The organism is Delftia sp. DS1230 (genome assembly GCF_040112715.1).
Classification (GTDB): Bacteria; Pseudomonadota; Gammaproteobacteria; order Burkholderiales; family Burkholderiaceae_C; genus Comamonas; species Comamonas tsuruhatensis.
In genome coordinates this window covers 5,675,789-5,691,930 of record NZ_CP157763.1, presented here as the reverse complement: position 1 = coordinate 5,691,930, position 16,142 = coordinate 5,675,789, and the positions used below count along the sequence as shown (strand labels likewise).

The following is a 16,142-nucleotide window of genomic DNA, read 5'->3' as shown; positions in this document are numbered from 1 at the left end:
CACATGACCTCCCGCATCCCTTCCTCGCTTGCCTTGCCCCAGCCCTGTGCGCCGGGCTGGACGCGGCATGCCCTGCCCGCCGAGCTGGGCGACTGCCATGCGGAGCGCTTCACGCTGGGCGACGGCATCGTGCTGGCGCGCTCGCACTACTGCCCGCTGCGCGACCTGGTGGAGGACAGCGTGCAGGCCGATGCCTCGGACCAGGGCCGCACCCTGGTCATCACGCTGGGGCTGGCCGGGCAATCGGGCTTTGTGGCGCGCACGGGCGCGGCGCTGCGCTTCGGCGCAGGGCAGACCACGCTGGCAGCCTTTCGCGGCAGCCAGGGCGAGCGCCGCTATGCGGCCGGCCAGACCGTGCGCCAGCTGCGCCTGCTGTTGTCGGGCGCGGCGCTGGACCGCTACCTGGGGGCCGAGCTTTCGCGGCGGCTGACCCAGGTGGACGGCGCGGCCGGCGTGCGGCCCTTGGACCACCGTGCCAGCCTGCCGGCCAGCCTGGCGCTGGCGCGGCGCCTGGCCCAGCCGCCCGGGCACCAGCCCAACGATGCGCTGGACCGCCACATCGCCATGCTGAGCCTGGCCGCGCTGGAGCTGCGGCATCTTGCGCCTGCGTCGCAGCCGGCCAAGGCGGCACCGCGCTGGTCGGCCGACGAACTGGCCCGGCTGGAACAGGCGCGCGAACTGCTGTCCACCCAGATGGACCGCGCGCTGACCCTGGCCTACCTGAGCGCCGCCGTTGGCCTGGGCGAGCACCGGCTCAAGCAGGGCTTTCGCGCCGTCTTCGGCACCACGCCCCAGGCCCTGCTGCTGGAGCTGCGCATGCGCCGCGCCTGGGCGCTGCTGGAGACCGGCTGCCAGGTCGCCCAGGCCGGCTGGCAGGTGGGCTATGCCCATCCGTCGAACTTCAGTGCCGCGTTCACGCGGTTCTACGGGCGCAGCCCGAAGTCCGTTTTTGGCCGCCGCTCCTGATCTGCGTCAAGCCTTTTTGTCCTCGATAGTTCTTTGGAACTAGGCCCGCCTGCGCGCTCCTAGTTCTTCCGCCTTGTCCGAGCGTACGGCTGGCGGATGTGCGGCGCGGCCCTCGCGCGGGACCATGGAAGCCATAGCCCCCACGAGGAAAACAAAATGGCAAACACAGCGCCCACCGCACAGGGCGACCCCCGCAAGAGCACCAGCACAGGCACGCGCCACGACCGCCAGGCCTGGTCGGTCCTGGCCGTCAGCACCCTGGCCTTCACGGTCTGCTTCATGGTCTGGATGATGTTCGGCATCATCGGCATCCCCATCAAGAAGATGCTGGATCTGAACGCCACGCAGTTCGGCCTGCTCACGGCCATGCCCGTGCTCACGGGCTCGCTGGTGCGCGTGCCGCTGGGCATCTGGACCGACCGCTTCGGCGGGCGCATCGTGATGGCGGTGCTGATGGCCGTCACCGTGCCCGCGATCTGGGTGATGGGCTATGCCACCGAGTACTGGCACTTCCTGACCATCGGCCTGTTCGTGGGCCTGGCGGGCGGCTCGTTCTCGGTGGGCACGCCCTATGTGGCGCGCTGGTTTCCCAAGGAGCGCCAGGGCATGGCCATGGGCATCTACGGCGCGGGCAACTCGGGCGCGGCGGTCAACAAGTTCGTGGCGCCGGTGATCCTGGTGGCCCTCGGCTGGGCCGCCGTGCCGCATGCCTATGCGGCCATCATGCTGGGCGCGCTGGTGCTGTTCTGGCTGTTCAGCCACAGCGACCCGGCCCACCTGGTGCCCAGCAACGTGCGCTTCAGCGACCAGTTGAAGGCGCTCAAGGACCCGCGCGTGCTCAAGTACTGCCAGTACTACAGCATCGTCTTCGGCGGCTATGTGGCGCTGAGCCTGTGGATGGTGCAGTACTACGTGGGCGAGTACGGCCTGGACATCCGCGTGGCGGCCCTGCTGGCGGCCTGCTTTTCGCTGCCGGGCGGCGTGCTGCGCGCCATCGGCGGCTGGCTGTCGGACAAGTACGGCGCACACAGCGTGACCTGGTGGGTGCTGTGGGTGTGCTGGATCTGCCTGTTCCTGCTGTCCTATCCGCAGACCGATTTCACGGTGCTCACCACCGAGGGCAGCACCCGCTTTCACCTGGGCCTGAACGTCCATGCCTTCACCGCGCTGATGTTCGTGCTGGGCATTGCCATGGCCTTCGGCAAGGCCAGCGTCTTCAAGTACATCAGCGACGACTACCCCGGAAACATCGGCGCCATCAGCGGCATCGTGGGCCTGGCCGGCGGCATGGGCGGCTTCATCCTGCCCATCCTGTTCGGCGTGCTGCTGGACTGGACGGGCATCCGCTCCAGCGCCTTCATGCTGCTGTACGGCGTGGTCTGGGTGTCGCTGATCTGGATGTATTTCACCGAGGTGCGCCGCACCGACGTGCTCAACAGCCACGGCGGCCACAGCGATGTGCAGCCGGCCGCGCGCTGAACCGCAGGAGCTGCACATGCATGCGAACACCAAGACCGCCGCAAAGGCATCCGCGCGCAGCCGCCCCGGCAGCGTGCTGACCCTCTGGCGCCCCGAGGACAGGCAGTTCTGGGAGCGCGAGGGCGAGGCCATCGCCAGGATCAATCTCTGGATCTCGGTGCCCGCCCTGTTCCTGGCCTTTGCCATCTGGCAGGTCTGGAGCGTGGTGGCCGTGAACCTGCCCGCGCTGGGCTTCACCTACTCCACCAACCAGCTTTTCTGGCTGGCGGCGGCGCCCGCGCTGTCGGGCGCCACGCTGCGCATCTTCTATTCCTTCATGGTGCCGCTGATGGGCGGGCGCCGCTGGACGGCGCTGTCCACGGCCTCGCTGCTGATCCCGGCCATCGGCATCGGCTACGCCGTGCAGGACGCCAGCACCGGCTATCCGACCATGCTGATTCTGGCCCTGCTGTGCGGCCTGGGCGGGGGCAACTTCAGCTCCAGCATGGCCAACATCAGCTTCTTCTTTCCCAAGGAGCGCAAGGGCTCGGCCCTGGGCGTGAACGCGGGCCTGGGCAACCTGGGCGTGTCGGTGGTGCAGTTCCTGAGCCCGCTGGTGATCACGGCCGGCATCTTCGGCGTCTTCGGCGGCGATGCGCAGACCATCACCAAGGCCGGCGAGACCACCCGGGTCTGGGGGCAGAACGCGGCCTTCATCTGGGTGCCGTGGATCGCCATCGCCTCGCTGGCCGCCTGGTTCGGCATGAACGACATCGCCGACGCCAAGGCCAGCTTCGCGGCCCAGGCCGCCATCTTCCGGCGCAAGCACAACTGGGTGATGTGCCTGCTGTACCTGGGCACCTTCGGCTCGTTCATCGGCTTTGCCGCCGGCTTTCCGCTGCTGATCAAGAGCCAGTTCCCGGCGGTCAATCCGCTGGCCTATGCCTGGCTGGGCCCGCTGCTGGGCGCGCTGTCGCGGCCCTTTGGCGGCTGGCTGGCCGACAAGGCGGGCGGCGCGCGCGTGACGTTCTGGAACTTCCTCGTCATGGCCGTGGCCGTGGTGGGCGTGCTGTATTTCCTGCCCAAGGGCAGCGGCGGCTACGCGCTGGGCTTCGGTCCCGCCGAGGGCAGCTTCATGGGCTTCTTCCTGATGTTCCTGGTGCTGTTCCTGACCACGGGCATCGGCAACGGATCGACCTTCAGCATGATCCCGGCGATTTTCCTGGCCCTCAAGCAGCGCGAACTGGGCGCCCATCCCAGCGAGGAAGCCCAGGCCCATGCCCTCAAGGAGGGCAATACCGAAGGCGCGGCCGCCCTGGGCTTTGCGGGCGCGCTGGGAGCCTACGGCGGCTTCTTCATCCCCAAGAGCTACGGCAGCTCCATCGCCGCCACGGGCGGGCCCGAGCTGGCGCTGTGGGTGTTTGCCGCCTTCTATGTGCTGTGCGTGGGCGTGACCTGGTGGTACTACGCGCGCAGGAACGCCGAGATGCCCTGCTGAGCCCTGGGCCGCAGACCGCACCGCAACGAACAACAAGGAGTCCCGCGATGAGCCATTTTCTGGACAAGCTTTCCTACTTCTCCCTGCCCCGGCAGGAATTCTCCAACGGCCATGGCCAGGTGACGGGCGAGGACCGCACCTGGGAAGACGCCTACCGCGACCGCTGGGCGCATGACAAGGTGGTGCGCTCCACGCACGGCGTGAACTGCACGGGCTCGTGCTCGTGGAAGATCTACGTCAAGGGCGGCATCGTGACCTGGGAGACCCAGCAGACCGACTACCCGCGCACGCGCGCCGACCTGCCCAACCACGAGCCGCGCGGCTGCGCGCGCGGCGCCAGCTACAGCTGGTACCTGTACAGCGCCAACCGCGTCAAATACCCCATGGTGCGCGGCCGGCTGCTCAAGCACTGGCGCGCTGCACTGGCCGTGGCCAGGAGCCCGGTCGATGCCTGGGCCGCCATCGTCGAGAACGCGGATGCGCGCAGCGAGTGGCAAAAGCAGCGCGGCCTGGGCGGCTTCGTGCGCAGCAGCTGGGACGAGGTCAACCGCATGATCGCGGCGGCCAACGTCTACACCATCAAGAAGCACGGGCCGGACCGCATCATCGGCTTCTCGCCGATTCCGGCCATGTCCATGATCTCGTATGCCGCAGGCAGCCGCTACCTGAGCCTGATCGGCGGCGTGTGCATGAGCTTCTACGACTGGTACTGCGACCTGCCGCCGGCCAGCCCCCAGACCTGGGGCGAGCAGACCGACGTGCCAGAGAGCGCGGACTGGTACAACTCCAACTTCATCATCGCCTGGGGCTCCAACGTGCCCCAGACGCGCACCCCCGACGCCCACTTCTTCACCGAGGTCCGCTACAAGGGCGCCAAGGTCGTGGCCGTCACGCCCGACTACTCCGAGGTCGCCAAGCTGGCCGACCTGTGGATGCACCCCAAGCAGGGCACGGACGCGGCCGTGGCCATGGCCATGGGCCACGTCATCCTCAAGGAGTTCTACTTCGGCGAGCGCGGCCGCCCGGCCTATTTCGAGGACTATGCGCGCCGCTACACCGACCTGCCGCTGCTGATCCGCCTCAAGCGCCAGCAACTGCCCGACGGCCGCACGGCCCTGGTTCCCGAGCGCTATGTGCGCGCCAGCGACTTCGACGGCCACCTGGGCCAGGACAGCAACCCCGAGTGGAAGACCGTGGCCTACGGCGAGGACGGCGGCGTGGCCCTGCCCAACGGCTCCATCGGCTTTCGCTGGGGCGAGGCCGGCCGTGCCGACGAGGGCCTGTGGAACCTCGAATCCAAGGAGGCGCGCACGGGCAATGACGTGCAGCTCAAGCTCTCGGTGCTGGACGGCCAGGGCGTGGAAAGTGAAGTGGCCGACGTGGCCTTCCCCTACTTCGGCGGCCTGCAGTCGCCGGGCTTCGACGCCAACGAGCAGGGCACGGACGTGCTGCTGCGCCGCGTGCCTGTCTCGCGCATGGTGCTGGACGGCGAGGAGGCCATCGTGGCCACCGTGTTCGACCTGCTGGCGGGCAACTACGGCATCCACCGCGGTCTGGACGGCGAGGGCGCTGATGGCGGCTATGACGCCGATGCGCCCTACACCCCGGCCTGGCAGGAAAAGATCACCGGCGTGCCGCGTGACCAGGTGATCGCCATTGCGCGCCAGTTCGCCGACAACGCCGAGAAGACGCGCGGCAAGTCCATGGTCATCATCGGCGCGGCCATGAACCACTGGTACCACTGCGACATGAACTACCGCGGCATCATCAACATGCTGATGCTGTGCGGCTGCATCGGCCAGAGCGGCGGCGGCTGGGCGCACTACGTGGGCCAGGAAAAGCTGCGCCCGCAGACCGGCTGGACCGCGCTGGCCTTTGCGCTGGACTGGCTGCGCCCGCCGCGCCAGATGAACTCCACCAGCTTCTTCTACGCCCACACCGACCAGTGGCGCTACGAGAAGCTGGGCGTGGAAGAGGTGCTGTCCCCGCTGGCCGACCGCAGCCAGTACGGCGGCGCCATGATCGACTACAACGTGCGCGCCGAGCGCATGGGCTGGCTGCCCAGCGCCCCGCAGCTGCAGGCCAACCCGCTGCAGCTGGTGCGCGACGCCCAGGCCCAGGGCCTGGACGTGAAGGACCACGTGGTGCAGTCCCTGCAGGACGGCTCGCTGTCCATGAGTTGCGAGGACCCCGACCACCCGGCCAACTGGCCGCGCAACATGTTCGTGTGGCGCTCCAACATCCTGGGCAGCTCGGGCAAGGGCCATGAGTACTTCCTCAAGCACCTGCTGGGCACCACCCATGGCGTGCAAGGAAAAGATCTTGGAGAACAAGACCCCCCCGATGCGCTGCGCGCCTCCCCCCAGGGGGCGGCCGGCTTGGGGCGGCCCGGCGCCGGCCATTCGGCCAAGCCGCAGGAAGTGCGCTGGCACGACAAGGCGCCCGAAGGCAAGCTGGACCTGCTGGTCACGCTGGACTTCCGCATGAGCACCACCTGCCTGTACTCGGACATCGTCCTGCCCACGGCCACCTGGTATGAGAAGAACGACCTCAACACCAGCGACATGCACCCCTTCATCCATCCGCTGTCGGCGGCCGTGGACCCGGCCTGGCAGGCCAGGAGCGACTGGGAGATCTACAAGGGCTTCGCCAAGTCCTTCAGCGAGGTCTGCGTGGGCCACCTGGGCGTGGAAAAGGACGTGGTGCTCACGCCGCTGATGCACGACACCCCCGCCGAGCTGGCCCAGCCCGATGGCGTGCGCGACTGGAAGAAGGGCGAGTGCGCCCTGATCCCCGGCAAGACCGCGCCGCAGATTGCCGTGGTCGAGCGCGACTATCCCAACCTCTACAAGCGCTTCACGGCCCTGGGCCCGCTGATGGACAGGCTGGGCAACGGCGGCAAGGGCATCGGCTGGAACACCGAGACCGAGGTGGAGCAGCTGGGCGAGCTCAACGGCCTGGTGCGCGAGGAAGGCGTGAGCCAGGGCCGCCCGCGCATCGTCACCGACATCGACGCCACCGAGGTGGTGATGATGCTGGCGCCCGAGACCAACGGCCACGTGGCCGTCAAGGCGTGGGAGGCGCTGTCGAAGCAGACGGGGCGCGAGCACGCCCACCTGGCCCTGCACCGCGAGGACGAGAAGATCCGCTTTCGCGACATCCAGGCCCAGCCGCGCAAGATCATCAGCTCGCCCACCTGGTCGGGCCTGGAAAGCGAGAAGGTCAGCTACAACGCCTGCTACACCAACGTGCATGAGCTGATCCCATGGCGCACCCTCACCGGCCGCCAGCAGTTCTACCAGGACCATCCGTGGATGCGCGACTTCGGCGAAGGCTTCGTCAGCTACCGCCCGCCCGTGCACATGAAGGCGCTGCAGGAAGTGCAGGGCCAAAAGCCCAACGGCCACCCCGAGATCGCGCTGAACTTCATCACGCCGCACCAGAAGTGGGGCATCCACTCCACCTATGGCGACAACCTGATGATGCTCACGCTGGCGCGTGGCGGCCCCATCGTCTGGCTCAGCGAGGACGACGCCAAGAGCGCCGGCATCGCCGACAACGACTGGGTGGAGCTGTACAACGCCAACGGCGCCATCGCGGCGCGGGCCGTGGTCAGCCAGCGCGTCAAGCCGGGCATGGTGATGATGTACCACGCGCAGGAGAAGACCATCAACACGCCGGGCTCGGAGATCACCGGCACGCGCGGCGGCATCCACAACTCGGTCACGCGCATCGTGCTCAAGCCCACCCACATGATCGGCGGCTACGCGCAGTACAGCTACGGCTTCAACTACTACGGAACCATCGGCACCAACCGTGACGAATTTGTCCTGGTGCGCAAGATGCGCCGCATAGATTGGCTTGACGACGAAGCCGAGGCCGGCGCAGCCGCCCATGCCTGAACAACAAGGAGAAACACGATGAAAATCCGCGCACAGATCGGCATGGTGCTGAACCTGGACAAGTGCATCGGCTGCCACACCTGCTCCGTCACCTGCAAGAACGTCTGGACCAGCCGCCCCGGCGTCGAATACGCCTGGTTCAACAACGTCGAGACCAAGCCCGGCATCGGCTACCCGCGCGAGTGGGAAAACCAGGCCAAGTGGAACGGCGGCTGGATGCGCCGCACGGACGGCTCCATCGCGCCCCGCCAGGGCGGCAAGTGGAGCCTGTTGATGCGCATCTTCGCCAACCCCAACCTGCCCCAGATCGACGACTACTACGAACCCTTCACCTACGACTACGAGCACCTGCAGTCGGCCAGGGAAAGCAAGGCCGCGCCCACGGCGCGCGCGCGCAGCCTGATCTCGGGCCAGCGCATGGAGAAGATCGAATGGGGTCCGAACTGGGAGGAAATCCTGGGCGGCGAATTCAGCAAGCGCAGCCATGACGTGAACTTCGAGCAGATCCAGAAGGACATCTACGGCCAGTTCGAGAACACCTTCATGATGTACCTGCCGCGCCTGTGCGAGCACTGCCTGAACCCGGCCTGCGTGGCGTCCTGCCCCTCGGGCTCGATCTACAAGCGCGAGGAGGACGGCATCGTCCTCATCGACCAGGACAAGTGCCGCGGCTGGCGCATGTGCGTCTCCGGCTGCCCCTACAAGAAGATCTACTACAACTGGCAAAGCGGCAAGGCCGAAAAATGCATCTTCTGCTACCCGCGCATCGAGGCCGGCCAGCCCACCGTCTGCTCCGAAACCTGCGTGGGCCGCATCCGCTACCTGGGCGTGCTGCTGTACGACGCCGACCGCATCGAGGAGGCGGCCAGCGTGGAGCGCGACCGCGACCTCTACCAGGCGCAGCTGGACATCTTCCTGGACCCCAATGACCCCGAGGTCATCCGCCAGGCCCGCATCGACGGCATCCCCGACGCCTGGATCGAGGCCGCCCAGTCCAGCCCCGTCTACAAGATGGCCGTGGACTGGAAGGTGGCCCTGCCGCTGCACCCCGAGTACCGCACCCTGCCCATGGTCTGGTATGTGCCGCCGCTGTCGCCCATCACCTCGGCGGCGAACGCCGGGCATCTCGACAGTGTCGGCCGCAGCCCCATCAATGGCGACCTGCCCGATGTCTCGCAGCTGCGCATCCCCGTGCAGTACCTGGCCAACCTGCTCACCGCCGGCGACACCACGCCCGTGGTGCGCGCGCTGGAGCGCATGCTGGCCATGCGCGCGTACCAGCGCAGCAAGCACGTGGACCAGGAACAGAACCTGTCCGTGCTCCAGTACGCGGGACTGACGGTGCACGAGGTCGAGGACATGTACCAGACCATGGCGATCGCCAACTACGAGGACCGCTTCGTCATCCCCTCGGCCCACCGCGAATACGCCGAAAGCGCGTTCGATTTGCGCGGCGGCTGCGGCTTCTCGTTCGGCAACGGCTGCTCCGACGGCAGCACCGACGCCAGCCTGTTCGGCGGCAAGAAGCCGCGCACCATCCCCATCCGCGCGCAAATGTGAGGACTGCCGCCATGTTCAATCACAACACCTCCTCCCCCGTGCGCCTGACGCTGCGCGCGCTGGCCTGCCTCATCGGCTACCCCGGCGCCGAGCTGCGCGCCCTGCTGCCGGGCCTGATCGACGCCCTGCGCCTGGAGCAATCCGTGGCGCCCGCGCGGCTGCGCGAGTTGCAGCAGCTGGCCGAGCAGCTGCAGGCCATGGACCCCTTCGAGGCCGAGGCCCGCTACGTGGACACCTTCGACCGGGGCCACCAGACCTCGCTGCACCTGTTCGAGCATGTGCACGGCGACTCGGCCGACCGGGGCCCGGCGCTGATCGACCTGCAGCAGACCTACGAGCGCGCGGGCCTGGCCTTCGAGGCCGACGAACTGCCCGACCACCTGGCCGTGGTGCTGGAGTTCGCCTCCACCCAGCCGCCGGCCATCGCCCGTGAATTCCTGGGCGAGATGGCCCACATCCTCAACGCCCTGTTCACGGCGCTGGCGCGGCGCGACAGCCCCTACGCCAGCGTGATCGCGGCCGTGCTGGAGATCACCGGCCACAGGGCCGAGCGCGTGGAAATCCGCCCCGAGCCCGCCATGGACGAGGCCTGGGCCGAACCCGCCGCCTTCGACGGCTGCAGCAGCCAGGGCCAATCGCGCCCCGGCGCCGAGCAGCCCGTGCATTTCGTGCGCCGCACGGCGGCGCCCCAAGCCCAAGGACCCCGCCAAAGGAGCCTGACATGACCCCCTCCTGGATAGACCACCTGCTCTTCGGCCTCTACCCCTACATCTGCCTGGCCGTGTTCTTCATCGGCAGCTGGCTGCGCTTCGACCGCGACCAGTACACCTGGAAGAGCGACTCATCGCAGCTGCTGCGCAGCGGCAGCCTGCGCTGGGGCAGCAACCTGTTCCACATCGGTGTGCTGTTCCTGTTCTTCGGCCACACCGTGGGCATGCTCACGCCGCACTTCGTCTACGAGCCCTTCATGGCCGCAGGCGCCAAGCAGCTGCTGGCCATGGTCAGCGGCGGCATCGCGGGCACGCTGGGCTTCATCGGACTCACCATCTTGCTGCACCGCCGGCTGTCGGACGTGCGCATCCGCGCCAACTCCAGGTTCAGCGACATCGCCATCCTCTGGCTGCTGTGGCTGCAGCTGCTGCTGGGCCTGGCCACCATACCGCTGTCGGCAAAGCACATGGACGGCTCCATGATGATGGCCCTGGCCGAATGGGCGCAGCGCATCGTCACCTTCCGTGGCGGCGCGGCCGAACTGCTGGCCGATGCCGGCTGGGTGTTCAAGGCCCACATGTTCCTGGGCATGAGCATCTTCCTGGTCTTCCCCTTCACGCGCCTGGTCCACGTCTGGAGCGGCTTCGGCACCCTGGTCTACCTGCTGCGCCCCTACCAGCTGGTGCGCTCGCGCCGCCTGGGCCTGCCCGCATCGTCGGCACGCCGTGACGCCAAGCCCGGCCATTGAGGAGATCGACATGGAACATGGATGCAACGGATCGGGCGGCGGCCACTGCGGCTGCGCGTCTTCAACCCCTTCTTCTTCTACTTCTTCTGCCCCGATGGGGGATCTCCCGGCGATTCCCGAAGTGCCCGCCTTCCAGCCCGTGGGCGAGGCCGGGGCCGAGGTGGCCCGCATTAACAACACGCCGCTGCACGCACCCGGACAGCGCCCGCCCGAGCGCGAACTGCGCCAGCGCGCCTGCACCGAGCTGCTGCGCCAGGCGGCCCAGCGCGAAGGCCTGCTGGGCGCCGATGATGCGGCCGGCGACGACGGCGTCATCAGCGAGCGCGCCTCCCAGGCCATAGAGCAGCTGCTGGAGCAATCGCTGCATCTGCCCGAGCCCGGCGAGGACGCCTGCCGCCGCCACTTCGATGCCAACCCCGCGCGCTTCGCCCAGGGCGAGCGCGTGCGCCTGCGCCACGTGCTGTTTGCCGTCACGCCCGGCGTGGACGTGCGCGCCCTCACCCAGCGGGCCGAGGCCCTGCTGATCGAGCTGCGCTGCGCCGACGACGCCGGCCTGCGCTTTGCCGAGGCCGCGCGCCAATGGTCCAACTGCCCCAGCGGCCAGCACGGCGGCGAACTGGGCTGGCTGGGCCGCAGCGACTGCGCACCCGAATTCGCGCGCGATGTCTTTGCCTCCCAGGAAATCGGCGTGCTGCCGCGCCTGGTGCACAGCCGCTTCGGCCTGCACGTGGTCGAGGTCTGCGCGCGCGAGGCGGGCGTTCTGCCCGACTGGCAGCAGGCGCGCCCGGCCGTCGCCCAGGCCCTGCACCAGCAGACCTGGGTGAGCGCGCTCCACCAGTACCTGCAACTGCTGGCCGGCCAGTCCGAAGTGGTGGGCGTGCGCATCGCTGCGGCCGACTCGCCGCTGGTGCAATAGCCGGGGAAGTGCCCATGCCCGACGACGAGCTGCTGCTGCGCCTGCGGCGCTTCCACGAGCACGCCTTCCCGCAGTACCGCGCGCAGTTCCGCACCCTGGTCGACGAGGGCCAGCATCCGACCACGCTGTTCATCGGCTGCTCGGACTCGCGCCTGGTTCCCTACCTGCTCACGGGGGCGCCGCCGGGCGAGCTGTTCCTGGTGCGCAACGTGGGCGCCTTCGTGCCGCCGTACGACGGATCGCACGGCCACCACGGCACGGCGGCGGCCATCGAATTCGCCGTGCTCAACCTGCAGGTCAGCCGCATCGTGGTCTGCGGCCACAGCCACTGCGGGGCCATCAAGGCCCTGTATGGAGAAGTCTCGCCCGAGGCACGCAACCTGCAGCGCTGGCTGGACCTGGGCCGCGAGGCCGTGCTGCCCGTGCAGGCCGGCCCCGAGGCGCTGCGCCGCACCGAGCAGCGCGCCGTCGTGCTGCAGCTCGAACGGCTGATGGCCTATCCCATGGTGCGATCGCGGGTAGAGGCCGGGCAGCTCAGCCTGCACGGGTGGCACTATGTCATCGAAGACGGCGAAGTCCATGTCTTCGATGTCCAGACCGGCCGCTTTGTTGCGGCATCTCAAGCTCCGCACAGCGGCACCGGGCCGTACCCGCCCTACGTGGAGCATGATGGACAAGTGCTTGTCGACTGAGGCCCGAGCAAGTGCCAGGGACGGCGGCAGGCAAGTCAACACGGGAGCCATGCCAATGCATCGCGAAAACCTGGGCCGCGCGCAGGACGCGGCGGATCTGCAGCCCATCAGCCTCGATGTGCTGCGCGAGAAATACCTCAAGAACGGCGAGACCGGCGTGGGCGAGCTCTACGCCCGCGTGGCCCGCGCCCTGGCCTCGGTCGAGCCCGAGGCGCGCCGCGCCGAATGCGAGGCCCTGTTCCTGGCCAACCTGCAGGCCGGCGCCATAGGCGCGGGGCGCATCATGAGCGCGGCCGGCACCGACTTGCAGGCCACGCTGATCAACTGCTTCGTGCAGCCCGTGGGCGACTGCATCCAGGGCGTGGACGACGGCGGCTACCCCGGCATCTACGAAGCCCTGCGCGAAGCCGCCGAAACCATGCGCCGTGGCGGCGGCGTGGGCTACGACTTCTCGCGCATCCGCCCCCGTGGCGCCGAGGTGCGCGCCACCGCCTCGCTGGCCTCGGGCCCGTGCAGCTACATCAACGTCTTCGACCAGTCCTGCGCCACCGTGGAAAGCGCGGGCGCGCGGCGCGGCGCCCAGATGGGCGTACTGCGCATCGACCACCCCGACGTGCTCGAATTCATCACCGCCAAGCGCACGCCGGGCCGCTGGAACAACTTCAACGTCTCGGTCGGCGTCAGCGACGCCTTCATGCAGGCCGTGGCCGAAGACCAGCCCTGGCACCTGGTGCACCGCGCCCGCCCCGGCGCCGCCCTGCTGGAGCAGGGTGCCCACCAGCGCGCCGACGGCCAGTGGGTCTACCAGACCCTGCCCGCCCGCACGCTGTGGGACACCATCATGCGCTCGGCCTACGACTTCGCCGAGCCCGGCATCCTCTTCCTGGACCACATCAACGACGACAACAACCTGCGCTACTGCGAGGAGATCGCGGCGACGAATCCTTGCGTCACGGCAGATACCTGGGTACTCACCGAGTCGGGACCAGCCCAGGTTGCAGACCTCGTCGGAAAGACATTTGGCGCCGTGGTCGACGGCCAGGTTTACGCCACCGAAAGCGCGGGCTTCTTTGCCACCGGCCGCAAGCCGGTGCTGCGGCTGACTACACGCGAGGGCCAGGTGCTGCGCCTGACCGCAGACCATCTGGTGCGGCGTGTCGCTCGCCGCACGCGCTATGCGTTGCAGGCCGAATGGACTCCGGCCGCCCAACTGCAGGCAGGCGACGAGGTACTGCTTCATAACCACCGTGCGTTTCAAGGCTGGGATGGGCAGGGCACCGAGGCCGAAGGCTACCTGCTGGGCCTGCTGATAGGCGATGGAACCCTCAAGGCCGACAAGGCCGTGATCAGCGTATGGGCGCCCGAGCTGCGCCAGGTCGCAGGCAACGCCAGCAGTGCGGTGGCCTATGCCGCCACGGGCGCGGCAGGCATCATGCAGGCCGCTGAGGCTGCAGCAGCCAGCTTGCGCCACCGTGCGGATTTCCGTGGATTCCAGCGGCCAGTGGCGGGACGTGGCGAGGCGCGCATGGCCAGTGCCGCATTGCGCGATCTGGCGCTTGGCATGGGGATGGAGCCAGGGTGCAAGTGCATCACCAAGTCCATGGAAGCGGCCTCTTCTGCATTTTCCGCAGGGCTGCTGCGCGGCCTGTTTGATGCCGATGGATCGGTCCAGGGCACACAGGACAAGGGCGTGAGCCTGCGCCTGTCCCAGAGCGATTCTGAGTTGCTGCGTACCGTGCAGCGCATGCTGCTGCGCCAGGGCATGGCGTCGACGATTTATGAGAACCGTCGGCCAGCCCAACTGCGCGCCATGCCCGACGGCAAAGGCGGCCAGCGCGACTATGCAACCCAGGCACAGCATGAACTGGTCATCAGCGGCGACAATCTTGGCATCTTTGCCGACCGCATAGGCCTTGCGGATACCGACAAGGCCGAACGGCTGGAGCAGGCCCTGGCCCAGTACCGGCGCACCCCGAACCGTGAGCGCTTCACTGCCACCGTCCAGGCGTTGGAGAGCGACGGCGAGGAAATGGTCTATGACGTCACGGTGGCAGACTGCCACGCCTTCGACGCCAATGGCCTGTATGTGCACAACTGCGGCGAACAGCCGCTTCCCTCCTACGGATGCTGCGACCTCGGCCCCGTCATCCTCACGCGCTTCGTGCGCCATCCGTTCGGCTTCGCGGGCGAGCCTGTGTTCGACTTCGAGGCCTTCGAGCGCGCCGTGGGCGTGCAGGTGCGTGCGCTGGACAACGTGCTGGAGCTGACCTGGTGGCCGCTGCCGCAGCAGCGCGAGGAAAGCGAGGCCAAGCGGCGCATCGGCGTGGGCTTCACCGGCATGGGCAATGCGCTGGCCATGCTGCGCCTGCGCTACGACGCGCCCGAGGGCCGTGCCATGGCCGCGCGCATTGCCGAGCGCATGCGCGATGCGGCCTATGGCGCCTCGGTGGAGCTGGCGCGCGAGAAGGGGGCCTTCCCCAAGTTCGACGCCGATGGCTACCTGGCCGAAGGCACATTCGCCAGCCGCCTGCCCGATGCGCTGCGCCAGCGCATACGCACGCACGGCATACGCAACAGCCACCTGCTGTCCATCGCGCCCACGGGCACGGTCAGCCTGGCCTTTGCCGACAACGCCTCCAACGGCATAGAGCCGCCGTTCTCCTGGACCTACAAGCGCAAGAAACGCACGGCCGATGGCGGCAGCGCCGAGTACGCGGTCGAGGACCATGCCTGGCGCCTGTACCGCTCGCTGGGCGGCGACGTGCAGCAGCTGCCCGACTACTTCGTCAGCGCGCTGCAGATGCCTGCGGCCGGCCACATCGCCATGATGCAGGCCGTGCAGCCCTTCGTGGACACGGCGATCTCCAAGACCGTCAACGTGGCCGCCGACTATCCCTACGAGGACTTCAAGGACCTGTACCGCCAGGCCTGGAAGGCCGGCCTCAAGGGCCTGGCCACCTACCGGCCCAACACCATCCTGGGCGCCGTGCTCGAAACCCATGCGCCCGAATCTGCTGAAAAGCCGGCCTCCCCCGCGCCGGCAGGGGCCGGGGCTTCCGCACCCGACCCGCTGCGCACCGTGATAGAAAGCCGCCCGCAGGGCGCGCTGGACGCCGTGGCCGAGAAGATCGAGTACTGGACCCAGCAAGGCCCCAAGCGCCTGTACCTGGTCGTCTCCTTCCTGCCCGTGGTGCTGCCCGATGGCCGCACGGTGGACCGCGCCATCGAATTCTTCATGCCCGTGGGCCAGAGCGGCGAATCCCAGCAGTGGGTGACCTCCAGCATGCGCCTGCTGTCACTGGCCGCGCGCGGCGGCTTCCTGGAGCGCGCCCTCAGCGACATGCGCAAGGTGGCCTGGGACCGGGGCCCCGTGCGCCTGGGCACCCACCAGCGCGACGACGGCACACGCGTGCCCATGTGGCACGACTCCGAGGTGGCCGCCATCGCCTATGCGGTGCAGAACATCCTGGCCCGGCGCGGCAGCGGCGCGCCGCCCGCCCCATCGCCGCTGCCCGAGCCCGAGGCCCTGGCCACCGACCCCATGGTCATGGCCGGCCGCAAATGCGAGGAATGCGGCGCCCATGCCGTGATCCGCAAGGACGGCTGCGAGTACTGCACGGCCTGCGGCCATCTGGGGAGTTGCGGGTGAAGGGCAGTTCGCTGTGGTTTTCAAAAAATGGCGTTCAGTAGT

The 16,142-nt window shown here is 68.4% G+C and carries 10 protein-coding genes; all 10 read left to right on the top strand.

Features of this window, described 5'->3' with window-relative positions:
- The first annotated feature begins 3 nt into the window (after nt 1-3).
- The 10 genes from AAN986_RS25595 to AAN986_RS25550 all read left to right on the top strand — a co-directional run bounded on the left by AAN986_RS25595 (nt 4) and on the right by AAN986_RS25550 (nt 16,100).
- On the top strand, nt 4-966 hold the full coding sequence (locus AAN986_RS25595; protein WP_047218521.1) for an AraC family transcriptional regulator: 963 nt from the start codon (nt 4-6) through the stop codon (nt 964-966).
- A 156-nt stretch (nt 967-1,122) separates the two neighbouring features.
- A complete protein-coding gene (locus tag AAN986_RS25590) occupies nt 1,123-2,445 on the top strand; it encodes a nitrate/nitrite transporter (protein WP_047218520.1) in 1,323 nt (440 codons plus the stop codon).
- 16 nt (nt 2,446-2,461) lie between these two features.
- Complete coding sequence (locus AAN986_RS25585) at nt 2,462-3,922, top strand: MFS transporter (RefSeq protein ID WP_047218530.1); 1,461 nt, start codon at nt 2,462-2,464, stop codon at nt 3,920-3,922.
- 47 nt (nt 3,923-3,969) lie between these two features.
- Complete coding sequence (locus tag AAN986_RS25580) at nt 3,970-7,824, top strand: nitrate reductase subunit alpha (RefSeq protein ID WP_047218519.1); 3,855 nt, start codon at nt 3,970-3,972, stop codon at nt 7,822-7,824.
- A gap of 18 nt (nt 7,825-7,842) precedes the next feature.
- The gene (gene narH / locus AAN986_RS25575) at nt 7,843-9,384 is read left to right on the top strand and encodes a nitrate reductase subunit beta (protein WP_047218518.1); all 1,542 of its coding nucleotides are present in this window, start codon (nt 7,843-7,845) and stop codon (nt 9,382-9,384) included.
- Between the two features lie 11 nt (nt 9,385-9,395).
- Nucleotides 9,396-10,109, top strand: coding sequence for a nitrate reductase molybdenum cofactor assembly chaperone (gene narJ, locus AAN986_RS25570; RefSeq protein ID WP_016446634.1), 714 nt, complete (start codon nt 9,396-9,398; stop codon nt 10,107-10,109).
- On the top strand, nt 10,106-10,843 hold the full coding sequence (gene narI / locus AAN986_RS25565) for a respiratory nitrate reductase subunit gamma (RefSeq protein ID WP_047218517.1): 738 nt from the start codon (nt 10,106-10,108) through the stop codon (nt 10,841-10,843). Before narJ ends, narI begins: the two co-directional genes overlap by 4 nt.
- A gap of 94 nt (nt 10,844-10,937) precedes the next feature.
- Nucleotides 10,938-11,759: a peptidylprolyl isomerase gene (locus AAN986_RS25560; RefSeq protein WP_043780720.1), complete on the top strand. Its 822-nt coding sequence runs from the start codon at nt 10,938-10,940 to the stop codon at nt 11,757-11,759.
- 14 nt (nt 11,760-11,773) lie between these two features.
- Nucleotides 11,774-12,451, top strand: a complete 678-nt coding sequence (locus AAN986_RS25555; protein ID WP_047218516.1) for a carbonic anhydrase — start codon at nt 11,774-11,776, stop codon at nt 12,449-12,451.
- A 55-nt stretch (nt 12,452-12,506) separates the two neighbouring features.
- Nucleotides 12,507-16,100 (top strand): LAGLIDADG family homing endonuclease, encoded by a 3,594-nt coding sequence (locus AAN986_RS25550; RefSeq protein ID WP_047218515.1) that lies wholly within the window; start codon nt 12,507-12,509, stop codon nt 16,098-16,100.
- Nucleotides 16,101-16,142 lie beyond the last annotated feature (42 nt).